General features: G+C 70.6%; 21 protein-coding genes. 10 read left to right on the top strand and 11 right to left on the bottom strand.

All coding sequences use genetic code 11. The annotated features are described in order from the left end of the window. Nucleotides 1-5: 5 nt before the first annotated feature. Nucleotides 6-491, bottom strand: a complete 486-nt coding sequence (locus tag ACZ432_RS14800) for a thioredoxin family protein (RefSeq protein ID WP_426964168.1) — start codon at nt 489-491, stop codon at nt 6-8. A 90-nt stretch (nt 492-581) separates the two neighbouring features. Here ACZ432_RS14800 and ACZ432_RS14805 point away from each other — a divergent pair, with 90 nt between their 5' ends. Both ACZ432_RS14805 and ACZ432_RS14810 read left to right on the top strand, forming a co-directional pair. Further along, nucleotides 582-968 (top strand): hypothetical protein, encoded by a 387-nt coding sequence (locus ACZ432_RS14805; protein WP_426964169.1) that lies wholly within the window; start codon nt 582-584, stop codon nt 966-968. Nucleotides 969-1,043: 75 nt separating this feature from the next. After that, entirely contained in the window at nt 1,044-3,377 is a 2,334-nt protein-coding gene (locus ACZ432_RS14810; RefSeq protein WP_426964171.1) for an ATP-dependent DNA helicase, read from the top strand. A gap of 985 nt (nt 3,378-4,362) precedes the next feature. On the opposite strand, the gene ACZ432_RS14815 is transcribed toward ACZ432_RS14810, so the two are convergent. The 3 genes from ACZ432_RS14815 to ACZ432_RS14825 form a co-directional block, all read right to left on the bottom strand. Continuing rightward, nucleotides 4,363-4,668, bottom strand: a complete 306-nt coding sequence (locus tag ACZ432_RS14815; protein ID WP_426964172.1) for a hypothetical protein — start codon at nt 4,666-4,668, stop codon at nt 4,363-4,365. A gap of 129 nt (nt 4,669-4,797) precedes the next feature. Further along, the gene (locus ACZ432_RS14820) at nt 4,798-5,082 is read right to left on the bottom strand and encodes a winged helix-turn-helix domain-containing protein (protein WP_426964276.1); all 285 of its coding nucleotides are present in this window, start codon (nt 5,080-5,082) and stop codon (nt 4,798-4,800) included. 73 nt (nt 5,083-5,155) lie between these two features. After that, on the bottom strand, nt 5,156-6,070 hold the full coding sequence (locus tag ACZ432_RS14825; RefSeq protein ID WP_426964277.1) for a mechanosensitive ion channel family protein: 915 nt from the start codon (nt 6,068-6,070) through the stop codon (nt 5,156-5,158). Between the two features lie 177 nt (nt 6,071-6,247). Between ACZ432_RS14825 and ACZ432_RS14830 the strand changes: the two genes are divergently transcribed. After that, on the top strand, nt 6,248-7,447 hold the full coding sequence (locus ACZ432_RS14830) for an MFS transporter (protein WP_426964173.1): 1,200 nt from the start codon (nt 6,248-6,250) through the stop codon (nt 7,445-7,447). 20 nt (nt 7,448-7,467) lie between these two features. On the opposite strand, the gene ACZ432_RS14835 is transcribed toward ACZ432_RS14830, so the two are convergent. After that, nucleotides 7,468-8,733, bottom strand: a complete 1,266-nt coding sequence (locus ACZ432_RS14835; protein WP_426964174.1) for a M20 family metallo-hydrolase — start codon at nt 8,731-8,733, stop codon at nt 7,468-7,470. 173 nt (nt 8,734-8,906) lie between these two features. Between ACZ432_RS14835 and dacZ the strand changes: the two genes are divergently transcribed. Together dacZ and ACZ432_RS14845 are read left to right on the top strand one after the other, a co-directional pair. Further along, on the top strand, nt 8,907-9,716 hold the full coding sequence (gene dacZ, locus ACZ432_RS14840) for a diadenylate cyclase DacZ (RefSeq protein WP_426964175.1): 810 nt from the start codon (nt 8,907-8,909) through the stop codon (nt 9,714-9,716). After that, the gene (locus ACZ432_RS14845) at nt 9,716-10,537 is read left to right on the top strand and encodes a mechanosensitive ion channel family protein (protein ID WP_426964177.1); all 822 of its coding nucleotides are present in this window, start codon (nt 9,716-9,718) and stop codon (nt 10,535-10,537) included. The genes dacZ and ACZ432_RS14845 overlap by 1 nt, the downstream gene beginning before the upstream one ends. Here ACZ432_RS14845 and ACZ432_RS14850 read toward each other — a convergent pair whose 3' ends face one another. Together ACZ432_RS14850 and purD are read right to left on the bottom strand one after the other, a co-directional pair. Beyond that, a complete protein-coding gene (locus ACZ432_RS14850) occupies nt 10,538-11,155 on the bottom strand; it encodes an acyltransferase (RefSeq protein WP_426964178.1) in 618 nt (205 codons plus the stop codon). 212 nt (nt 11,156-11,367) lie between these two features. Further along, a complete protein-coding gene (gene purD / locus ACZ432_RS14855; protein ID WP_426964179.1) occupies nt 11,368-12,657 on the bottom strand; it encodes a phosphoribosylamine--glycine ligase in 1,290 nt (429 codons plus the stop codon). 159 nt (nt 12,658-12,816) lie between these two features. Here purD and ACZ432_RS14860 point away from each other — a divergent pair, with 159 nt between their 5' ends. The 3 genes from ACZ432_RS14860 to ACZ432_RS14870 all read left to right on the top strand — a co-directional run bounded on the left by ACZ432_RS14860 (nt 12,817) and on the right by ACZ432_RS14870 (nt 17,626). Continuing rightward, nucleotides 12,817-14,964, top strand: a complete 2,148-nt coding sequence (locus ACZ432_RS14860) for a thioredoxin domain-containing protein (RefSeq protein ID WP_426964181.1) — start codon at nt 12,817-12,819, stop codon at nt 14,962-14,964. A 91-nt stretch (nt 14,965-15,055) separates the two neighbouring features. Further along, nucleotides 15,056-16,318 carry an HAD family hydrolase gene (locus ACZ432_RS14865; RefSeq protein WP_426964182.1) on the top strand — a complete coding sequence of 421 codons (1,263 nt, stop codon included), beginning with the start codon at nt 15,056-15,058 and terminating at the stop codon, nt 16,316-16,318. A 69-nt stretch (nt 16,319-16,387) separates the two neighbouring features. Continuing rightward, nucleotides 16,388-17,626, top strand: coding sequence for a mandelate racemase/muconate lactonizing enzyme family protein (locus ACZ432_RS14870; RefSeq protein ID WP_426964184.1), 1,239 nt, complete (start codon nt 16,388-16,390; stop codon nt 17,624-17,626). A gap of 178 nt (nt 17,627-17,804) precedes the next feature. Here ACZ432_RS14870 and ACZ432_RS14875 read toward each other — a convergent pair whose 3' ends face one another. Beyond that, nucleotides 17,805-18,575 carry a PHP domain-containing protein gene (locus tag ACZ432_RS14875; protein ID WP_426964185.1) on the bottom strand — a complete coding sequence of 257 codons (771 nt, stop codon included), beginning with the start codon at nt 18,573-18,575 and terminating at the stop codon, nt 17,805-17,807. Between the two features lie 139 nt (nt 18,576-18,714). On the opposite strand from ACZ432_RS14875, the gene ACZ432_RS14880 reads away from it, so the two are divergent. Continuing rightward, complete coding sequence (locus tag ACZ432_RS14880) at nt 18,715-19,719, top strand: acetamidase/formamidase family protein (protein ID WP_426964186.1); 1,005 nt, start codon at nt 18,715-18,717, stop codon at nt 19,717-19,719. Between the two features lie 44 nt (nt 19,720-19,763). On the opposite strand, the gene ACZ432_RS14885 is transcribed toward ACZ432_RS14880, so the two are convergent. Continuing rightward, nucleotides 19,764-20,309 (bottom strand): MOSC domain-containing protein, encoded by a 546-nt coding sequence (locus tag ACZ432_RS14885; protein ID WP_426964188.1) that lies wholly within the window; start codon nt 20,307-20,309, stop codon nt 19,764-19,766. Nucleotides 20,310-20,433: 124 nt separating this feature from the next. On the opposite strand from ACZ432_RS14885, the gene ACZ432_RS14890 reads away from it, so the two are divergent. After that, nucleotides 20,434-21,177: a ThuA domain-containing protein gene (locus ACZ432_RS14890; protein WP_426964189.1), complete on the top strand. Its 744-nt coding sequence runs from the start codon at nt 20,434-20,436 to the stop codon at nt 21,175-21,177. Nucleotides 21,178-21,390: 213 nt separating this feature from the next. On the opposite strand, the gene ACZ432_RS14895 is transcribed toward ACZ432_RS14890, so the two are convergent. Both ACZ432_RS14895 and ACZ432_RS14900 read right to left on the bottom strand, forming a co-directional pair. Further along, complete coding sequence (locus ACZ432_RS14895) at nt 21,391-21,936, bottom strand: plastocyanin/azurin family copper-binding protein (RefSeq protein ID WP_426964190.1); 546 nt, start codon at nt 21,934-21,936, stop codon at nt 21,391-21,393. 112 nt (nt 21,937-22,048) lie between these two features. Continuing rightward, the gene (locus tag ACZ432_RS14900) at nt 22,049-22,909 is read right to left on the bottom strand and encodes a glycoside hydrolase family protein (protein WP_426964191.1); all 861 of its coding nucleotides are present in this window, start codon (nt 22,907-22,909) and stop codon (nt 22,049-22,051) included. Between the last annotated feature and the right edge of the window lie 101 nt (nt 22,910-23,010).

Raw genomic sequence — 23,010 nt, forward strand, 5'->3', positions numbered from 1 at the left:
GTCCGCTACGCGCCGTGGACCGCCTTCCGGAGCGCGCCCTCGGTCTGTGCCCCCGTGAGGCGCTCGGCGGGCTCGCCGTTTTTGAACACCAGCATCGTCGGCAGTCCCTGCACGCCGTACTGCCGACAGACCCCCTGATACCGGTCCGCGTCGACCTTTATCACCGCGGCGTCGGTGTTCGCGGCGAGCCGCTCCAGCGGCTCCTCCATCATCCGACAGGGACCGCACCAGTCGGCGTAGAAGTCGACCAAGGCGACCTCGTACCGGCCCGCGACCTCCGCGAGCGAGCCGCCGGTGAACGCGACCGGCTCCGCGGGCGTGCCGGCTCGGTCGTCGGCGTCCTGACCGCCCTCTCCGGCCTCTTCGCCGAGTTCGCCCTTCTCCGCCTTCTCGCGGAGTTCCTGCAGCTTCCGCTCGCGGATCGCCTCGATGTCGTCGCTCGCGTCGCCGGCGGTCGCGTCGCCGACGCCCGCGTCGCTCCGTTCGCTCATGGACCGGGATACGCGCCTCGGGAACATAAGGGTTCGACGCGCGTGCGCGGTCGGCGCAACGCCTTCGGGGGAGGGACACGTTGGTCGGGCATGAGCCGCGACGACCGCGACCTGGACGCCTGGATCGAGGCCTACTGGGGGTGGGCCGGGGTCGCGGCGTTCCTGCTGCTATCGGTCGACCTGCTCACGTCGCTCGGCGCGGTCGCGGTCGTCGGGGTCGAACACGAGTCGAACCCCCTGATGGCGTGGCTTCTGGTCCAACCGGTCGCGGTGCTGGCCGGGGTCCACCTCGTGGCAGCGGGACTCATCATCCTCTTGCTCTACGGATTGCAGGAACTCGTCAAGGAGGCGCCCAGCCCCCAACAGCGCTTCCTGATGGTCGCCGCGGAGGCGTTTCTGGGGCTCCTCGTCGCCGCGGGCCTGTTCCTGCTCGCGAACAACCTCTCGGTCATCGTGCTCGGCGAGAGCCTGCTGTGAGGGGTCGCGGTCCCGGGCGGCCGCGACCGGCCCGGTCTGAAGAGTTTAAACCCGATGGGGCGCAACCCCGGGGCAGTGACTGACGCCCCGCCGTGGACCGACGTGTTCGGCCACCCCGAACCGTACGCCGAGCAGGCCGACGGCATCGACGCCGCCATCGACGCCGCCGACGAGGGCGGCTTCCTGGCGCTGGAGGGCGCCTGCGGCACCGGCAAGACGATGCTCGCGCTCACCGCTGGCATCGACCGCGTCCGCGACCCCGACTCGCCCTTCGAGCGCGTGTTCGTCCTCACGAGCGTCAAACAGCAGCTCCGCCAGTTCGAGACGGACCTGGAGACGATCAACGCGAACCTCCCCGACGACTACCGGCCCGTCTCGGGACTGACGCTCGTCGGGAAGGCGGACGTCTGCCCGTACGCCCGCGAGAACCGCGGCGGCGTCGACCGCGAGAACGTCTACGAGCGCTGCGAGGGGCTCCGCGAGCGCACCAGGAACCTCGTGGGCGACGGCGGACCGACGACCACGGGGAACCTCGTCTCGGAGGCGACCGCGCAACAGGTCGGACTCGCGGACTCCGGGAGCGCAGGCGGCGGTGCGGAGTACCTCTCGGTCGACGGCGAGCCCACCCCCTACCGCCCCGACACCGAGGAGTACGGCGACACCGAGTTCTGTCCCTTCTACGCCGGCTTCCTGGACGACCTGCCGGAGGACGGCGAGCAGGCCGAGGCCGTGCCGTTCGACCCGACGGAGAAGGGCCACATCGACGCCGACGAACTCGTGAAGCTCGCCGCCGGCCACGGCTCCTGTCCCCACTCCGTGATGGGCGCGCTCGTGCCGGAGGTGGAGGTCGTCATCGGCAACTACTACCACGCGTTCGACCCGACGACGACGGAGACGTTCACGGGCGCGCTGCTGGACGACTCGACGTTCGTCGTCTGCGACGAGGCGCACATGCTCGAACCGCGCGTCCGCGACCTCGTGAGCGACCGCGTCGCGGACGCGAGCCTGCGCGACGCGGAGAACGAGCTCACGCGCGTCATCCAGCCCGTGAAGTTCGACGACGAGGGGAGCTACACCGACGACGCGGACCTCGTCCGCGGCGAGCTGGCCGACAGCGACGTGACGGTCTCGGAGATCGAGCGCGTCCGCGAGTTCTACCGCGACCTCCGCGAGGAGCTGGACCGGCGCGTGGTCGAGCACCTCGACCGCGAGTCGCCCAGTTGGCGCGCGCACCTCGCGGACCTCGAGGACGCGGAGCTCCCCCTCCGGGACCCCGAGACGCCCGGGCAGGACGAGATAACGGCGTGGGCGAACCGCGAGGGGTACGAGGACCGCGTCTGGGCCAGGTGCGGCGCGGTCGGCGCGGTCGTCTCCCGCGTGCTCGACGAGCTGGAGGGCGAGGACAAACAGCGCGCCGCGCCGGGGGTCGGCCGGACGCTGAACGCGTGGTACCGCGAGGACCACGAGACGTTCTTCCGCGCCGTCGAGCTGGAGCGCACGTGGGACGAGACCGAGCCGCCCGAGAGCTGGCGGCGGGCGTTCAACGCCCGGCTCGCGCTGTACAACTGCCTGCCGAGCCGCGCCATCGGCGAGCGCCTCGGGGAGTTCGGCGGCGGCGTCCTGATGAGCGCGACGCTGGAGCCGCTCGACGTGTTCCGCGAGGTCTCCGGGCTCGACCACCTCGCGGAGGCGGGCCGCCCCATCGTCGAGCGTACCTACGGGCTGACGTTCCCCGAGGAGAACCGCGCGAGCTTCGCGGTCGACGCGCCGAAGTTCACCCACGACAACCGCGGCGCGCCGGGCGAGGCGAACCCGACGCGGACCGCCTACGTGGACTCGACCGCCGAGGTCGCGGGACGGGAGGGGAACGTCCTCGTCGGGATGCCCAACTACCGCGAGGCGAAGTGGATGGCCGGCGAGCTGGACGAGCGCCTCGACAAGCCGGTGCTGTTCGACGAGTCCTCCGGCGACCGCGCCACGGAGTCGCTGAAGGACGACTTCTTCGCCGGCGGCGAGAAGGTGCTGGTGACGAGCCTCCGGGGCACGCTCACCGAGGGCGTCGACTACCGCGGCGACCGCCTCGAGGCGGCCGTGGTCTGCGGCGTCCCCATCATCAACACCGCCCGACCGCGGACGCGTGCCGTGGTCGCTGCCTACGACCGCCGGTTCGGCGACGGCTTCGAGACCGCGCTCACGGTGCCGGCGGTCAGAAAGGCGCGGCAGGCCGTGGGGCGAGTGATCCGGGGGCCGGAGGAGCGCGGCGTCCGCGTCCTGCTGGACGCCCGCTACGCGCGGAACTCGTGGAACGCGGTCCGCGAGTACCTCCCGCCCCACGAGCGCGAGGAGTTCCAGCCGGTGAGCCCGGACATGCTCTCGTTCGCTCTCGATCGGTTCGAAGAGGACGAATAAGGTGGATCGGGGCGTAGTGACCATGGTGTCGGACGGGACGTTTCCGTCGAAACCCCTGCTGCTCCGGACAGCAACGCCCAGAAAGCCCCAGCCGTCTCTCTCTACGACGTGCGAGGGTTTTCTGGTTCTGTCGCAGATCCTGCTGCTCTAGACAGCAACATCCAGAAAGCCCCAGCCGGCTCTCCCTACGACTGATCTGGATCTGCTACAAATGCTGCTCTAGACAGCAACATCCAGAAAGCCCCAGCCGGCTCTCCCTACGACTGATCTGGATCTGCTACAAATGCTGCTCTAGACAGCAACATCCAGAAAGCCCCAGCCGGCTCGACCCGCCGGGTTCCGGCAGACGGTCCGGGCTGCCTGCAGTGGCGGGCTGCCGGGCTGCGACTGCCGTCGTCCCGCTCGTTCCTCGCGGGACCCTCGCTGCGCGCTCGCGCCTCTCCGCAACACCCGGCGCGAGTGCTTACGTCGTCCGGGCGGGATCGAGCCGACTGCCCCTTTCAGTCCCACCCCGCACAGCACCGCACCGCGACCGCACCGCAGCCTCACACCTCCCCAACCTCGGCCGCGGGCCGGCCGCGAAACCGCAGCGCGGGACAAACCGCGTCCCGCTGGCCTCCGGCGTGCAGTGGCGCGCCGGAGACACCGCAGGCGGCCGGCCCGCGCCCTCCACCGAAAATCGGAGATTTTCGAGCAGCCAGCGTGCAGTAGCGCGCTGGCGACCTCGCGCGGTCGCGGCGACACAGGGTCGCCGCGGCGCACGCCGACCGCATCAGCACCGCCTCGCGGCGGACGAACGTTTTTCGCGGATCGGGCAGGACTCCCGCCGTGAGTGCAGCGCGACCGCGCCGGGTGCGGCGCATCGCCCCGCCGGTCGTCGGGGTCGATATCGCGGGCGTCGGCTGACGTTATCGATGGGCCTGACGCCGTCCGAAGGCGATCCACAGAAAAGCCTCGTCCTCGCCGGGTTCTCGAAAACCCGTTCTCAGTCCCAGGTGATCCAGACGAGGAACGCGAGCGCGGCCGTCTCCAGCACGTGGAGCGCCATCATCGCGCGCCACGCGATGGCGGGCACGTCGGTCGCGAACCAGCCGGAGAGCATCGGGTCGACCAGGTAGATGTACAGCGAGAGGGCGTTCTCCGCCAGCAGCAGGAGGGCGAACACGGCGAGTCCCAGCGTGTGCTTCGTGCGGAACTCGAGGTAGTTGCGTCCCCACACCGCGATCAGCGCGAGGAGCAGGAGGACGTTGACGCCGGCCGCGACCCGGGCGACGTCGAACCAGAGACTCATCGTACCCTCCCTAGCGCGACCCCGCTTAAAACGACTTTCCCAAATTCGTTCCGAGTACCGCCCGAAACGGTCGCTGAAGCGGCTCCGTCGGCGAGCGGTGTCGTCCACGCCCGGCGGTCCGTACAGTCGTCAGCCATCCGTGTCCACCTGTTCCATGATCTCCTCGATGGTCTCCCAGTTGTTTCGCGCGCGGCCCGTCGGGAGGTAGACGGCGCCGTAGTCGTCGCCGCTCGTCTCGACCACCCCGTTGTCCATCAGCACGTCGAGGTGGTGTCTGACGGTCTTGTAGTCCAGGTCGAGGTCCTCGGCCAACTGGTTCGCGTTCCGGGGACGCTCCTCGAGCGCCCGCAGCAGGCGCACGCGGTTCGGCCCGCCGCGCGTACCCGTCAACACGTACCAGAGAACCCCCTCCATCGTCACGGTCGACGGCCCGCCGTCACCTAACTCCATCGACGGGCGCGGCGGACCGAGGGGGACCCCGCGACGGTCACCGGTTCCGGCTCACCGGGAACGCCACGCGGTCGGGATGGTCGTTGAACCGGTCGAGCACGCGCTCGTAAAGCCGGTTCTTGGCTCGCTGGCCGCGTCGCGGGTGGGTGAGGTACCGCAGCCGGAGTTCGACCCACGACTCCCCCTGCGTGACGTTCACCGAGGGGCCGTCGTGGACCTCCAACTCCACCGGGGTGTCGGCGAGCGCCTCACGGTAGGCGGCGATGCCGCGGGCCATCTCCTCGCCGAGCAGGTCCGTCGCCTCCTCGCGCATGACCTCGCGCGCGAAGTCCAGGTCCGTCTCGTAGGCCACCTGCACCGCGATCTCGTTCCAGACGTACGGGGAGCCGCCCCCGCCGAAGTTGACCACCTCCGAGGAGAGCACGACGCTGTTGGGGACCGTCACCACGCGGCCGGAGGGCTGGTTCGAGGAGACGAGTTCGCCGTTTATCTCCCACAGCGTGGTGACGAGGAAATCCACCTCGATCACGTCGCCCTTCGCCTCGCCGATCCGGACGCGGTCGCCGACGCCGTAGGGCTGTTTGACGGTGATGTACACCCACGCAATCAGCGACAGGAGGGGTTGCTGGAGCGCGAACGTGATCGCGAACCCGACGACCCCCAGCGAGAAGAGGAGGCCGAGCCACTGCTGGGTCGCGACCGCGAGCACGCCGACGCCCCCGACGGCGCCGAAGAGGAGGCGGAGCACGTTCCGCGCGTTGTGCGCGCGACGCTTGTTCCCCGAGGACCGCGCCAGCCCGAGCGCGAGTCGGTAGGCGCCGTAGCAGACCAGCACGACCGCCGAGGCGAGCAGGACCTTGGCGGCCGCGACGTCGATGTCGTACCCGCCGAGCGCGGGCAGGGTCGCCGCGGGCGCGGCCGTGGTGACGACGCCGGCCGCGAGCGCACACAGCGCGCCGGCGGCCACGGACCCGACGGGAACGAGGCGGTTCACGGTTCGGTCGTTCCGGGGCAGCGACAAAACCGTTGCGTCGCCGGTGGCCCGTCCCGCCGTTCCCGGGCGGCCGGTGATGGCGCACACCGTGCCGCCACCGGGAGACTTTCGACGGGGGGCGGCCAACGCCCCGCCGTGAACGACCGGACACGCGCGCTGGTCGTCGCCTGTATCGCCGTGTTCCTGCCGGTACTGGTGTGGTACAACTACTCGGCGGTGCTCCCGACGGTCTCCGCGGACTGGGGGCTCACGGGCGCGCAGGCGGGGATCGTCTTCGGCGCGTTTCAGGCAGGCTACCTCGTCGGCATCCTCCCGTTCGGCCGCCTGGCCGACGCCTCCTCGCCGCGGTACGTCCTCGCGGGCGGCGCGGCCGGGACCGCCGTCTTCGGCGTCGCGTTCGGCCTGCTCGCGGAGGGGTTCCTCGCCGGCACAGCGCTCCGGTTCCTGGCCGGGGTCTGCATGTCCGCCGTCTACGTGCCGGGGATGCGCCTGCTCAGCGACTGGTTCCCCGCCGCGGAGCGCGGCCGCGCCATCGGCATCTACGTCGGGACCTTCTCGCTGTCGAGCGGCGTCTCCTTCGTGCTCACCTCGCGGATCGCCGCCGCGACCGGATGGGAGAGCGCGGTCGTCGCCACCAGCCTCGGCGGGCTCCTCGTGGCGCCGCTCGTCGTCTGGCTCCTCGACGACGCGCCCGGACGCTCGGCGACGAGCCGGGGGATCGACCTCTCGCTGCTCCGGAACCGGGAGTACCTCCACGCGGTCAACGCCTACGCGTGGCACACCTGGGAGCTGTTCGGCGTCCGGAACTGGCTTTTGGCGTTCCTGCTCGCGGCGCCCGCGTTCGCCTCGGGCGGGGCCTCCGCGTCGCTGGCCGGCCTGCTCGTCGGCGTCGTCACGGCGATGAGCGCGGTCGGGAACGTCGTCGGCGGCGCGCTCTCGGACCGGATCGGTCGCCCGACCACGGTGGGGATCGGCCTGCTCGGAAGCACCGCGATCCTCGTCGCGCTCGGGTGGCTCGACTGGCTCCCCCTGTGGGCGCTCGCGGCGGTGCTCCTGGTCCACGGGACGCTCCTCAGCGTCGACAGCGCGCCCGCCTCGACGCTCGTCACCGAGGCCGTCGACGACGAGCAGGTGGGCGCGGCGCTGTCGTTGCAGTCGTTCGTCGGGTTCCTCCCCTCCGTCGCCTCGCCGGTCGTTTTCGGGGCCGCGCTCGACGCCGGCGGCTTCGTCCTCGCGTGGCCGACGCTCGCGGTCGCGGGCCCGCTCGGCCTCGCGTCAGTGGTCGCGCTCCGGCGGCGCGCGCGTCGCCGGTCCCCGGCGTCCGGTTCGGCGTAGGCCGGGACCGCGTCCTCGGCTCACTCCGCGCCGGCGACCTCCGCCATCGCGCCCGCCAGCACGCGCGTCGCGTCCGCGCAGTCGTCCCAGTCGGTCCACTCGCGAGGGTTGTGCGAGACGCCGTCCCGCGAGGGCGCGAACAGCAGCGACGCGTCCGTGACGCCCGCGACGTGCATCGTGTCGTGGGCCGCGCCCGAGTGGATATCCATCGTCTCCAGCCCCGCGGCGGTCCCCGCCCGATGGGCCGCCTCGCGGAGCCGGTCGCTCATCGGCGTCGGGTGCAGGTCGAACGGACGCTCGAAGGCGGTCTCGACGCCGCGGTCGGCCTCCAGCCGGGCGAGTTCGTCGCGGACCGCGGTCACGACCGTCTCCATCGAGCGGTACTCCACGTCCCTGATGTCGATCCCGAGGTCGACGCGCCCGGGAACGACGTTGGTGGCGTTCGGCGACACGTCGAGCGAACCGACGGTCCCCACCGCGGTCGGGCTGGAGGCGTCGACGACCGCGTTGGCCGCGGACTCCACCTCCAGCACCAGTTCGCTCGCGGCCGCGAGCGCGTCCGTCCGGTCGCCCATCGCGGTCGCGCCCGCGTGGTTCGCCTCGCCGACGACCGTCGCCTCGCAGTGAGTGATTCCGGTGATCGTCGTCACCACGCCCGCGGCGGCGCCGGCCTCCTCCAGCGCGGTGTCCTGTTCGATGTGAAGCTCGTAGAACGCCTCCCAGCTCCGGGGGTCGAGGGTCCCCTCCCCGGCGTAGCCGATGCGCTCGAGCGCCTCCCCGAGCGTCTCGCCCGCGTCGTTCTCCAGCGCGAGCGCCTCCTCGGGCGTGCGCTCGCCGACCGCCACCGAGGAACCGAGGAGCCCGTCCGCGAACGTCTGGCCCTCCTCCTCGGTGAAGTTGACGACCAGCACCGGGCGGTCGGGCTCGACGCCGGCGTCCTGCATCGCGCGGACCGCCTCCAGCGCGGCGTAGGTCCCGAGCGGGCCGTCGAAGATGCCGCCCTCCGGGACCGAGTCGAGGTGGCTCCCGGAGGCGACGGGCGCCGCGTCGGGGTCCGCGGAGGGAGGACACCACTCGCCCGCGACGTTTCCGACCGCGTCGACGCGCACGTCGAGGCCGGCGTCCTCCATGCGCTCGACGAGGCGGTCGCGGGCCTTCCGGTTCGCCTCGGTTCCGGTCCGGACGGTGCGGCCGCGCTTCTCGGGGTCCTCGTACTCGACGGCGCCGAACACGCCGTTCGCCTCGATGTCGGCGCGGAGCCGGTCCGCGTCCACTGCGTCGTGCATACCGGCCGTTCGGCCGGGACCGGCAAGGGCGTTGCCGTCGCGGCACGTCGCGAGACGGAGCGGCCGGGTTCGGATCCGTCCGGTGTGGGACCGGCCCGGACTCCGTCCAGCGTCTGACGGGCGCACGACGCCGACACAACTCCTTTAAGCGCAGCCGGTGACCGTTATCCATCATGTCGTCTCTCACCGACCTCCTCGACGATGTCGTCGACGATGTCGACGCAGTCTTCCTCTTCTCGCCGAGCGGCTCGTTTTACGAGCGGCTCGCCGACCTCGACGAGGAGGTGGTCGTCGTCGCCCCCGAGAACGCGGTCGATGCCGAGACGTACGTCGAGCTCCCGCTGGAGTTCGACAACGTCCGCGACCGGATCGAGTTCGCCATCGAGGGAGCGCTCGAACAGGACCTCGTCGAGGAGGGGGACGCCGTCGTCTGCTCCGTCTCCGTCTTCGACGGCGACCCCGATTCGGTCATTCGCGTCCGCGCGACCGACAGCCACGAGTCCGGCATCTACGACCTGTTCGTCAACTCCCGGGCGGACCCCGGAGTCATCCGGGACGTGTTCGAGGTCGCGGTCGAACTCGGCAAGAAGGGACAGAAGGGCAAGCCCGTCGGCGCGCTGTTCGTCGTCGGCGACGCGGGCAAGGTGATGAACAAGTCCCGACCGCTCTCGTACAACCCGTTCGAGAAGTCCCACGTCCACGTCGGCGACCCCATCGTGAACGTGATGCTGAAGGAGTTCTCGCGGCTCGACGGGGCGTTCGTCGTCTCCGACTCCGGGAAGCTCGTCTCGGCGTACCGCTACCTCGAACCGGCCGCGGAGGGCGTCGACATTCCGAAGGGGCTCGGCGCGCGCCACATGGCCGCGGGCGCGATCACCCGCGACACGAACGCGACCGCCATCGTCCTCTCGGAGTCCGACGGGCTGGTCCGGGCGTTCAAGGGCGGACGACTGGTTCTGGAGATCGATCCGGAGGAGTACTGATGGTCGACGCGGCGTCCGCCCCGGTCGCGGCCACGGGACTCGCCCAGATATCGGGCACCGACGTGTACGACGTACTGCCGCCGCACGTGTGGCTGGCGCTTTTCGTCTTCGCGGTCGGGCTCGTTCTGAGCTACCTCGTCCAGGTGGTCAACCGCCGACTGCTCGTCCGTGCGGGGGTCCCGGACGCGATCGAGGGAACCGCCTTCGAGCGAACCGCCCGGGAGTTCGGCACGTCGACGGTGACGATCATCGCCAAACTCTCCGGCTACTTCGTCCTCGGAATTGCCGTGATCGTCGCGCTCACGGTCGCGGAGATCCGCTACGTGGAGTTCTTCTGGTCCGGCGTGGCCACGTTCATTCCTCGCCTGTTCGTGGCGGCACTCGTCCTCATCGTTGGCGTCGTCGTCGGGGACAAAGTGGAGCTGTGGGTCGCCGAGCGGCTTCGGAGCGTCAAGCTCCCGGAGACCGGCTTCCTCCCGACCGCCGCGAAGTACAGCATCGTCTACGTCGCGGCCCTGATCGCGTTGAGCCAGATCGGCGTCGCGACGCTCGCGCTCGTCGTGCTTCTGGCCGCCTACGCGTTCGCGGTCGTCGTCCTCACCGCGCTCGCGACGAAGGACCTTCTCGCCTCGGCGGCCTCCGGCATCTTCCTCCTGCTCACGCAGCCGTACGGCATCGGCGACGAGGTGAAGGTCGGCGGCCGCCGCGGCATCGTACAGGAGGTGGACCTGTTCGTCACCCACATCGAAACCGACGGCGAGGAGCACATCGTTCCGAACCACACCGTCTTCCGCGACGGCATCGTCCGGATCCGGGACTGATCACTCCTCCGGCGAGTCGTCGCTCGCGTCCGCGCCGCCGTCGGGCGCCGCGGTCGACACGACTTCGGCCGGGACGCCGGCGACCGTCGTGCCCGGCGGCACGTCCGACGCGACCAGCGAGTTGGCGGCGACCTGCGCGCCCTCGCCGACCGTCACGCCCGGAAGCACCACCGCGCCGGCACCGACCATCGCGCGGTCCTCCAGCACCACGTCGCCGAGTCGGTACTCGTCCTGCAGGAACTCGTGACACAGCAGCGTCGCGTCGTAGCCGACGATGGCGTCGTCGCCGACGGTGATCCGCTCGGGCCAGAACACGTCCGGCGTGGACTCTAACCCCCACGCGACGCCCTCGCCGACGGTCACGCCGATGGCGCTCAGCAGGCGGTTCTTGAGCCGGAGACTCGGGCAGATCCGGGCGAGGACGATGATCACGTAGTTCCGCATCACGACGAGCGGGGACTTCGCGCTCGGCCACGACCACAGCGAGTTCCGCGGCCCGGGCGTTCCGTGTCTGTCGAGCCGGTCGCGGCGCTGCCCCCTGTTCCCCCCGCCGTCGGCCGCGTCCGGGCCGTCGTCGGTGGTCCCGGTGTCGTCGACCGTGTTGTCCGCGTCGCTCACGCGTCCCCGTTCGCGGGACGCCGCTAAAAGGCTCACGAGGGTTCAAAAGGAATGCCGCGCCACTCGCCCCGTGACCTGAAGCGGGTCCGCGGCGGTCGAGACGGGTGCGCGACGCGCCGCCGCGGTCGAGGGGCGTCCGGCTAGACGGGCCGGAGCGTGCGGTCCCACGCGTCGCCTGTTCGCCCTATTTCCTTCCCCCAGCCGCAGGCTCGCTACTCTCCGCCACGGATCTCCGCCATGTGCTCGACGCGCCGGTCGAGCAGGTCCGGCTTGCCGATGTCGTGTCGGATCCGGACCCGGTCGCCGGCGACCGAAAGCGCCGCCTCCGCGTCCGCCTCCGCGGCCGCGATGGAGTCGCCGAGTCCGACGACCGCGAACGCCCGCGAGGTCGTCGTGTAGAGGCCGTCCTCGCGCGCGTCCACGCTGGCGTAGAACAGCAGCGCGTCGCCCACGCTCTCCTCGTCCACCTCGATGCGCGCGCCGGCGTCGGGGTCCGTCGGGTAGCCGTCGGGCACCGCGTACTTGCAGACGGTCGCCTCGCCGGAGAAGGTCAGCTCCGGGAGCGACTCGCCCGAGCGCGCGGCCGTGAGCACGTCGAGGAACGGCGTCTCCAGCACCGGCAGCGTGTTCATGGCCTCGGGGTCGCCGAAGCGCGCGTTGAACTCCACGACCTTCGGCCCCTCGTCAGTCAGCATGAACTGGCCGTAGAGGACGCCCTTGTAGTCGGGCAGCGCGTCGACGACCGCCTCGATCACCTCGGCGGCGTCCTCGTAGTCGCCCGGGTCCATGAACGGTAGGTGCATCGTCGTGTCCGAGTACGACCCCATGCCGCCGGTGTTCGGCCCCTCGTCGCCCTCGTAGGCGCGCTTGTGGTCCTGCACCGCGGGCGTCGTCCGCACCTCGCCGTTCGCGACGAACGCCTGTACGGTGAACTCCTCGCCGACCAGCCGCTCCTCCAACACGACACGGTCGTAGTCGGACTCGCGGAGGTACGCCTTCGCCTCGGCGGCGGTCACCTGGTCGCCGATCACCTTCACGCCCTTGCCGCCGGTGAGGCCCGCCGGTTTGACCGCGAGGTCGCCGTCGTAGGCGTCGATGTAGTCGCAGGCGGCCGCCATGTCGTCGAACGTCTCGAAGTCCGGGCAGCCGGGGATCCCCTCCTCGGCCATGAACCGCCGCTGATAGGCCTTGTCCGTCTCGATGCGGGCCTCGGCCTCGCGCGGGCCGAAGGTGTACACGCCGGCGTCGTCGAGCGCGTCCGCGACGCCCGCCGCCAGCGCGGACTCCGGGCCGACGACCGCCAGGTCCGCCGCCACCGACTCCGCGAACGCGACGATCCCGTCGGCGTCCGTCTCCTCGATCGTCTCGAACGATGCGGCCAGATCAGCGATGCCCGGGTTCACGTTGCTCGCGCAGGCGCACAGCTCGCAGTCGTCCGCCAGCGCACGGGCGATCGCGTGCTCGCGGCCGCCGCCGCCGACCAACAGGACGGTCTCGGTCATGGTCGGGACGTTTGCACACGAGAGTGTAAACGTTACTCTTGAAACGGACGAATATGGGCACATACTTGTTCATAATCCGCCACGGCGGTCGATCCATCACGGCCGCCGCCCTCGGCGCGGAGGGCCGCCTTTTCGTACGTGGCCCGCCAACCGCCGGCCATGAGCGACCCCACGGACCGCAACCGGCTCGACGAGGAGGCCAGCCCCTACCTCCGACAGCACGCCGACAACCCGGTCCACTGGCAGCCGTGGGACGACGCGGCGTTCGCGGCCGCCCGCGAGCGCGACGTGCCCGTGTTCGTCTCCATCGGCTACTCCGCGTGTCACTGGTGTCACGTCATGGAGGAGGAGAGCTTTCAGGACGAGGACGTCGCGGCGACCCTCAACGAGGAGTTCGTCCCGATAAAGGTCGACCGCGAGGAGCGGCCGGACGTCGACAGCGTCTACATGAGCGTCTGCCAGCTCGTCTCCGGCGGCGGGGGGTGGCCCCTCTCGGCGTGGTGTACGCCGGAGGGGAAGCCCTTCTACGTCGGGACCTACTTCCCGCCGGAGCCGCGGCGCAACCAGCCGGGGTTCAAACAGCTGTGCGAGGACGTCGCCGCGTCGTGGAACGACCCCGAACAGCGCGCCGAGATGGAGAACCGCGCCGAGCAGTGGACGGCGGCCGCGAAGGACGAACTGGAGTCGGTGCCGGACCAGCCGGGCGAGTCGCCCGGGACGGACGCGCTGGGGGAGGCTGCGACAGCCGCGCTCCGCAGCTACGACGAGCAGTACGGCGGCTTCGGAGCCGACGGCCCGAAGTTCCCGCAGCCGAGCCGCGTCGAGGCGCTGCTGCGGTCGGCAACCGCGGCGGACGGGGGCGACGCGGCGCTCGGCGCGGCGACCGGCACGCTCGACGCGATGGCGTCCGGGGGGCTCTACGACCACGTCGGCGGCGGCTTCCACCGCTACTGCACCGACCGCGCGTGGACGGTCCCCCACTTCGAGAAGATGCTCTACGACAACGCGGAGCTCGCGCGGATCTCCCTCGACGCTCACCGGATCACCGGCGACCCGTCCTACGCTCGCGTCGCACAGGAGACGTTCGCGTTCGTCGAGCGCGAGATGACCAACGCCAAGGGGGGCTTCGTCAGTACGCTCGACGCTCGAAGCCTCCCGCCCGAATCGCGCCGGACCGACCTCGAGGAGACGCCCGACCCGGTTGAAGGCGCCTTCTACGTCTGGACGCCCGAGGAGGTGCGCGCGGTCCTCGACGAGCCGGACGCGTCGCTCGTCTGTGACAGGTACGGCATCGAGCCGGGCGGCAACTTCGAGCGCGGGACGACCGTCCTCACGGTCTCCGCACCGATCGCCGCTCTCGCGGACGAGTACGACCTCGACGAGGCGTCCGTTCGGGAGCGGCTGATGGACGCCCGCGCCGCGCTGTTCGACGCGCGCGAGAAGCGTCCGAAACCGGCCCGCGACGAGAAGGTGCTGGCGGGCTGGAACGGTCGGATGATCTCCGCGCTGGCCGCGGGAGCGACGGTGCTCGACGGTCCGGTCGCCGACCTCGGCGGCGGAGCGCTCGCGTTCGTTCGCGACCGCCTCTGGGACGCCGACGCGGGGCGGCTCGACCGCCGGTGGCTCGACGGCGACGTGGCCGGTCCGGGCTACCTCGAGGACTACGCGTTCCTCGCGCGCGGCGCGTTCGACCACTACGGCGCCACCGGCGACGTGGACGCGCTCGGGTTCGCGCTGGATCTGGCCGACGAGATCGTGGCGCGCTTCTACGACGCGGACGCGGGGGCGCTCTACTTCACGCCGTCGGACGGCGAGGAGTTGCTCGCGCGGCCGCAGGAGCTCGCGGACGGTCCGACGCCGTCGAGCGTCGGGGTCGCGGTCGGCCTCCTGCTCGATCTGGACGGGTTCACGGTCGACCGCGACTACCGCGGCGTCGCGGAGGCGGTGCTGGACACGCACGCCGACCGGATCCGGTCGAACCCGCTCCAGCACGCCACGCTGGCGATGGCGGCGGACGCCGCCGAGACCGGCGGCATCGAGGTGACGATGGCGGCCGACGACCTCCCGGACGACTGGCGGCGGGTGCTCGCGGGACGGTTCCTCCCCGGAGCGGTGATCGCGCGGCGTCCGCCCACCGAGGCCGGGCTTGAGGAGTGGCTCGACCGGCTCGGACTTCCGGAGGCGCCGCCCGTGTGGGCCGGCCGCGACGCGGCCAACGCGCGCCCGACCGCGTACGTCTGTCGTGGATTCACCTGCTCGCCGCCGCGGACGGACCTCCGCGAGGCGCTCGACTGGCTCTCCGAGTAGTTCCGTTCGGGACGGACCGGAGGGCAGGCCGCGCCACGGCGAGTTCTGCACACCCCGGGTCGTTTTTACCCTCGGGCCGCGCCTATCGGCTATGGAGCGGTACGACCTTCTCTATCGGCTTTACGACGACTTCGACACGGAGACGCTCCGCGAGTACCAGTTCTTCGTCGACCTGTTCCCGCCGGTCGACTCGCGCGTCGCGCTCGAGCACTGGGAGGAGGCGAGCGACGAGCTGGAGGGTCGGAAAGCCGAGATCAGGAACGCGCTGCCGCGAGGCGCGACGTTCGCGGACGTGGCCGCCTACGCCGACCGCGAGGCCGCCTTCACGGCGCTCGACCTGTTGAACAGACACGGCCGCGCGGTGAACGCGCTCGTGCTGGACGTGGACGAGACGCTCCGCTCGGCAGGCGGGACGGACAACGAGATCCCCCGCGAGACGCTCCACCTGCTGACGGAGTTCCACGAGCGCGGCGTCCCCATCGTCATCTGTACTGGCCAGACGCTGGAGAACGTCAAGGGGTTCATGATCCAGGGGCTCGGCAACGAGTTGGTCCACTCCGGCACGTTCTCGATCGTCTATGAGTCGGGCAACGGGGTTTTCACCCCCGGACAGGGCTCGCGGACGAAGCAGTTGCTCTACGAGGAGCTGGACACCGAGGTACGCTCCGTCTTCGACGAGATCCGCGCCCGCGTGCTCCCGGAGGCGCCGGAAGACGTGCGCCACGGCTGTCACCTGCAGGGCAACGAGTTCAACGTCACCCTCAAGCCGAACTTCGAGACGGGGAGCCCGGACGCGGAGCGGGTCATCGACGCCGGAATGGTCCACCTGATCGACCTGCTCGGCGAGGCGGTCGTGGACGCGCTCGGCGGTGCCCCGGCGGAGGACGCCGCTGCGGCGACCGGCAGCGCCTGGGCGCGGGCGCACTACGCGGACTCCGACCCCGAGATCCGCGAGGTACTGGAGGAGGAGGGCGCCGCCGCGGACGTCGCGCCGGACGACGTGCCCGCGAGCGTCCGCGAGCTGTTCGAGCGGATCGACATCGGCTACTACCACGCCGACGCCGCCGAGATCACGTCGCTGGAGCTCAACAAGGTGGCCGGCGTCGAGGCCGCGCTGGACGTGCTGGGCGTCGACGACCCCTTCGTGCTCGTGATGGGCGACAGCAAGTCGGACCTGCGCGTGATGCGGTGGGCGGCGGAGAACGACGCCGGCATCGCGGCCGCGCCCGACCACGCCTCCCGGGACACGCTCTCGCACGTCCTCGAGACCGACGAACTGGTGTTCGACCGCGGCCAGTCCGCACAGATGCTGCGGACGGTGTACGTGCTCAACCTGCTGGCGCGGCTGGACTGACCGGGGCGGAGTGGACGGGAACTGCACCGACTCCAAAGATTTACCCTGTAGCGAGTAAAGGACACAGTCATGAGCCGAAACTACGAGTCGCTCCACGACCCGAACGCGGAGTACACGATGCGGGAACTCTCCGCGGAGACGATGGGGACGACCGGCACGCGAGGCGGCGGGCGCGACGTGGAGATCACGGACGTCCAGACGACGATGGTCGACGGCAACTTCCCGTGGACGCTCGTCCGCGTCTACACGGACGCGGGCGTCGTCGGCACGGGCGAGGCCTACTGGGGCGCGGGCGTTCCCGAACTGATCGAGCGGATGAAGCCGTTCGTCGTGGGCGAGAACCCGCTGGACATCGACCGCCTCTTCGAGCACCTCATCCAGAAGATGTCCGGCGAGGGCTCCGTCGAGGGCGTCACCGTCACCGCCATCTCCGGCATCGAGATCGCGCTCCACGACCTGGCGGGCAAGATCCTCGACGTGCCGGCCTACCAGCTGCTCGGCGGCAAGTACCGCGACAAGGTCCGCGTCTACTGCGACTGCCACACCGAGGAGGAGGCCGACCCCGAGGCCTGCGCCGACGAGGCCGAGCGCGTGGTCGAGGAACTCGGCTACGACGCGCTGAAGTTCGACCTCGACGTGCCGTCCGGCTTCGAGAAGGACCGCGCGAACCGCCACCTCCGCCCCGGCGAGATCCGTCACAAGGCGGAGATCGTCGAGAAGGTCACCGAGCGCGTCAAGGACCGCGCGGACGTGGCCTTCGACTGCCACTGGACGTTCTCGGGCGGCTCCGCGAAGCGGCTCGCCGCGGAGCTGGAGGAGTACGACGTGTGGTGGCTCGAGGACCCCGTCCCGCCGGAGAACCTCGAGGTGCAGGAGGAGGTCACGAAGTCCACGACCACCCCCATCACCGTCGGCGAGAACCGCTACCGCGTCACCGAGGAGCGCCGCCTGATCGAGAACCAGGCCGTCGACATCATCGCGCCCGACCTCCCGAAGGTCGGGGGCATGCGCGAGACCCGGAAGATCGCGGACGTGGCCAACCAGTACTACGTCCCGGTCGCGATGCACAACGTCTCCTCGCCGGTCGCGACGATGGCCTCCGCGCAGGTCGGCGCCGCCATCCCGAACAGCCTCGCGGTCGAGTACCACAGCTACGAGCTCGGCTGGTGGGAGGACCTCGTCGAGGAGGACGTCATCGAGGACGGCTACATCGAGATCCCCGAGAAGCCGGGCCTCGGCCTGACCCTCGACCTCGACACCGTCGAGGAGCACATGGTCGAGGGCGAGACGCTGTTCGACGAGGCGTAGTCCTCGTCGGACTTGCCGAGCTTTGCTCGGCAGTGTTCGACGAAGCCTGACTTCGTCGAGCCAGCGAACCGCGTTCGCGTCGTTCGACGAGGCGAAACGCACGTCGTTCTGTCGGCCGTTTTCTGTCGGCCGTTTTCTGTCGGCGGGTTTCTGTCGGCGGGTTCTCTCCCCGAGTTCGCTACTCCGCGATCCAGACCGGGTCCAGTCCCCGCTCGTCGAGTTCCCGCTCGATCCCCTCGATCCGCGGTGCGATAACGTCTGGCTCGTGGCTGTCGGTCCCGACGGTCACCTCGACGCCGCGCTCGGCGAGCGTGTCGAGAAAGGCGGGCGCAGGGTGGAACTCGCCGTAGCCGTCGAGCAGGCGGCCGGCGTTGATCTCGGGGACAGTCCGAGATGCGGCGAAGGCGTCCGCGACGCGCGCGTAGTGCTCGTCGGTCGCGAACCCGCGGAGGTGCGGGTTGCGCTCGATCAGGTCCGGGTGGGCGGCGATCGCGAACAGCTCCGAGTCGACCAGCGCGACCAGTTTCTCGAAGTAGCGGTCGACCAGGTCGCGGCGCTCGGCCTCCGGCTTGTCCGCGAAGTGGGGCCTGATGTGGACGTTCGTCCCGTCGAGGTCGTGGACGCTGCCGACCGCGTAGTCGAACGCCGCCTCGTAGAGGAACTCGCCGATCGCGTCCTCGTGGGCGGGGTGGTAGTCCATCTCGACGGCGTCGAACACCGCGATGTCCGTTCGTTCGCGGGCGTCCGCGATGGCCGCCCGGCGGCGCTCGTAGGTGATGTCGAGGTTGAACCCGAACGCACGGCGGTGGCGCTCGGCGTCCGCGTCGGGGAAGACGTTGCAGTGGTCGGCGATGCCGACGCCGTCGAGGCCCGCGTCGGCGGCCGCGTTCACCATCCACCGGAGGAACTCCCCGTCCGAGTAGTTCGTGTGGACGTGGTAGTCGTACACGGTCACTCCTGTGAGTGCGGGGGTCTCGTAGCTTACGGACGCGTGCGGGTCGGTGCCTCACCACGCATCCTCGACCGGATCCGGTCGGGCCGGCCGCGAGCTACGCATTTATGCCGCTCGCCGGCAACCATGTTCACGTATGCCACACCACGAGTGCGGTCACGAGAAGGACCACGACGAGCCGGCACGCGACTACGAGGTCGACCACCACCTCTCGGACGCGGAGCGCAACATCCACCGGGCGTGGGACAACTCGCTGGACCCCGTTCTCACCGTCGAGCCGGGCGAGGTGGTCCGGTTCGAGTGCCGCGACGCGGTCGACCGACAGCTCGACCTGCAGTCGACGGACGACGACTTCGCGAACGTGAGCTTCGACCCGGTCCACCCCCTCACGGGACCGGTCGCGGTCGAGGGGGCCGAGCCGGGGGACGTGCTCGAGGTCGAGTTGCTGGACCTCCAGCACAAGGGCTGGGGGTACACCGGCTTCATGCCCGGCGAGATGGGGCTCGGCCTGCTCCCCGAGGACTTCCCCGACGCGAAGGTCCACGTCTGGGACCTGCAGGGGGACAAAGGGACGTTCGTGAACGGCATCGAGGTCGAACTCGACCCGTTCCCGGGCGTCATCGGCGTCGCGCCGGGCGCGGACGGCGAACACGACACCCTCCCGCCGTACGACACCGGCGGGAACATGGACGTGAAGCACATGACCGCGGGCTCGACGGTGTACCTCCCTGTCGAGACGGAGGGCGCGCTCTTCTCGACGGGCGACTGTCACGCCGCGCAGGGCGACGGCGAGGTCTGCGTCACGGGGATCGAGGCGCCGATGTTCGTCACGGCGCGGTTCAACGTCCGCAAGGACATGGACATCGAACAGCCGCAACTCCGCACCTCCGGGCCGTTCACCCCGACCGGGCGCGACGAGCCGATGTACGCCACGACGGGCATCAGCGACGACCTGATGGACGCGACGAAAAGGGCGGTCAGACACATGATCGACCACCTCGAGGCCGAGCGCGACCTGACGCGCGGCGAGGCGTACATCCTCTGCTCGGCCGCCGTCGACCTCAAGGTGAGCGAGGTCGTCGACGCGCCAAACTGGACCGTCACGGCGTACGTCCCGGACAGCATCTTCCCGGACGAGTAGGGCGTTCGCCCGGTCGAACCACTCCTCGTCCTCGGCCGTCGGTCTTACTCCGCCCCGTCCGTCCCGAGTCGCTCCGCGATGGCGGCACCGGCGGTTCTCGGGTCCGGATCCTCGATCCGGACCGCGTCGCCGACCGCGACGGTGCCCGGTTCGACCACGTCCGCGCAAAGCCCGCCGCGCTCCGAGAGCGCGCTGGCGAGGCCCTCGGCGCCCGCCAGTTCCTCCAGGTGGGCGCAGGGCGGACGGCGTCTCGTGGGCCGAACCACGGCATCGCCGACCGCGACGGTCGCCTCCAGCAGGTCGTCGAGCCCCTCGCCGACCCCCTCGACGACGACGTTCCTGCGGTGCCGGCCGTCCGTCACGTCGATGCCCGTCTCCGCCCGCACCGCCGCGAGCGCCTCGGCCGCGACCAGCGTCACGGCGCAGGCGTCCACCTGGAAGGTGCCCTCACCGGCGTGATAGCGGTCGCCGACCACGCCGCCGGCGTCGACGTCGACGCGGTCGCGACGCTCCGGCGGCGCGCCGCTCTTCGGTGCCGTCACGAGGCCGGTGACGCGGCCGGTGACGCGGTCGGTTTCTGTCCCGTCCATGACCCGACGTCGGCGCCGCGGGACAAAAGGTCGCCGCCCCGGTCCCGTGGGGCTTCGGGAGTCCCACTCGCCCGACGTTCGTCGCGATGGCAGGCTACTTGAGGGCCCCCACAAATCGTTCACTATGGTCCGAGTAACTGTCTGGAACGAGTATCGCCACGAGCGCGAGAGCGAGACGGTCGCCGAGGTGTACCCCGACGGGATCCACGCGGTTATCGCCGAGTTCCTCGAAGACGCCGGCCACGAGGTCGAGACCGCGACGCTGGACGAGGGGCCCGAGCACGGACTGACCGAGGAGGTCCTCGCGGAGACGGACGTGCTGACGTGGTGGGGCCACGCCGCCCACGACGAGGTCTCGGACGCGGTGGTCGAGCGCGTACAGGAGCGCGTGCTGGAGGGGATGGGCCTGATCGTGCTCCACTCGGGCCACTACTCGAAGATCTTCAAGACCCTGATGGGGACGACCTGTTCGCTCAAGTGGCGCGAGGCCGCCGAGACGGAGCGGCTCTGGACCGTCGAGCCGAGCCACCCCATCGCCGACGGGATCGGCGAGTACATCGAGCTTCCCGAGACCGAGATGTACGGCGAGCGCTTCGACATCCCGGCGCCCGACACGCTGGTGTTCAACTCCTGGTTCGAGGGCGGCGAGGTGTTCCGCTCGGGGTGCTGTTACCGCCGCGGCAACGGCAAGGTGTTCTACTTCCGGCCGGGCCACGAGACCTACCCGATCTACCGGAACGAGGACGTTCAGCAGGTGCTGATAAATGCCGTCGACTGGGCCGCACCGGGCGACGGTCCGACCCCCGACTTCGGGAACGCGGACCCCATCGAGGACATCGACACGGACGACGAACGCACGGTTCACTGAGGACGACGGCGCCGCTCGCGTGCGGCGGTTCAGAAAACGCGTGGCGGTCGCTCGGGGCTGTTGAGCGACCGCCGCTACGGTGCCGGGCGTTGAAAGGTGACCGCCTCGCGGGAACCGCGAGACCGTCAGTGTACCCGACACCGGCGGCCGGTCGAGTAGTGGTCCGCCGCGGCCGGGGATAAACCCTCGCTTCCGGCGGCGTCGCGCTCCGGGTCAGTCGGAGTCACCGACGACGACCCGGCCGGTCATCCCCGCGAACTCGTGGGGTTCACACACGTAGTCGTACGCGCCGGGCACCTCGAACGTGTGTCGGTATTCGTACCCCGCGTCCTGCACCTCCGGGACGCCGGCCCAGTCGGCGCCGTCGGGTTGCTCGGTGACCGCGACGTTGTGCCCGCCGCCGCGCCAGACGAACGCGACGGTGGTTCCGGCCGCGACCCGCAACTCCGCCGGTTCGAACGCGAGCGAGCCGTCCGGCGCCACGAGGACGGTCTCGTCGGCGTCCGCGGCGGTCGACCCCTCCGGCTCGGTCGTCGTCGGTTCGGTTTCGGTCGGTTCGGTTTCTGTCGGCTCGGTCGTCGTCGGTTCGGTTTCGGTCGGATCGGCCCCGTTCGGTTTGGTCTCGGTCGGTTCGGTCGTCGGCGTCTCCGCGTCGCTGGTGGCTGTTCCGTCGCCGTTCGGGGTGCCGAGACAGCCGCCGACCGCGGTCGCGCCCGCGACGCCGACCGCGACGAGCACGTCCCGTCTGTCCGCGTTCATGACTGCTCCGAGCCGCGGTCGACCCATGAGTGTTTGCCGAACTCTCTCCCAAATTCGGCCGGTCGCTCCCGTCCTCCACGGGTACACGGCGGGGGAGCGACCGGACCCGGGATCACTCCGGCCGGTGGACCTCGCCCTCGCGGTCGTCGGCGTCCTTCCGCCTGAGCGCCGCGGCCGCGTTGCTCGCGTCGTAGCCGAACAGCACGTCCTTCGCGTACGTCTCGACGACCTCGGTCGCGTGGACGAGGTCGTCCACGTCGACGTTCACGGCGTACAACTCGACCGAGAAGGGCGTCTCCGGCGGGGCGCCGTGGAGGTCGTAGTCGCCCCCGAGGCGCGACCGGAAGCCGCGTGCGATGGTCTCGACCCAGTAGGTCGTCGCGTACTCGGTGTCGTACAGCGGGACGACGAACTCGTCGACGTGCTCGGCGAGCGCGTCGACGTCGAGGCCCGCCCGCTCGCGGAGGTGGCCCGGGTAGGGGTCGGGGTAGAGGGTCAGGAACGTCCGCCCGGGGATCCGGTCGCTCGCCTCCGCGACGAAGTCCGTGATGACTGCGGCGCGCCAGTCGCTCCAGTCGTCGTGGTCGCTCTCGGCGAACAGGCGCTCGCAGCGGTCGCAGCGACAGAACCCCTCGCGGGGGAACCCCACGTCGTCGAGGCGCACGTCGCCGTTCTCGGCCGCGCAGTCCTCGATGATCTCGAAGAGGCCCTCGCGGTACTCCGGGTGGGTCGGACAGACGTACGCCCAGTCGAAGTACTCGCGGTCGCGGGTGGCGGGCTCGCCGCGGTCGTCGACCGGGACCAGCTCCGGGTTCTCGCTGGCGGCCGCGTTGTCCCCGAAACAGGAGACCATGTTGACCGCGTTCGGGAGCGGCGCCGACGCACGGCCGGTCACATCCTTCACCTCGTAGAACCCCACGTCGAACTCGCCGCCCTCGACCTCCTTGGCGTTCCGCGTGACGACCCCGTACATGGACGCCGCTAGCGGGCGACGGCGCTTAAAAGGGGTGTTCGAGACTGCAGCCGACCGGCCGCGGTCAGCGAACGGCCGCGTTCACGGCGGAGCGGTCGCCG

The organism is Haloparvum alkalitolerans, assembly GCF_055381565.1.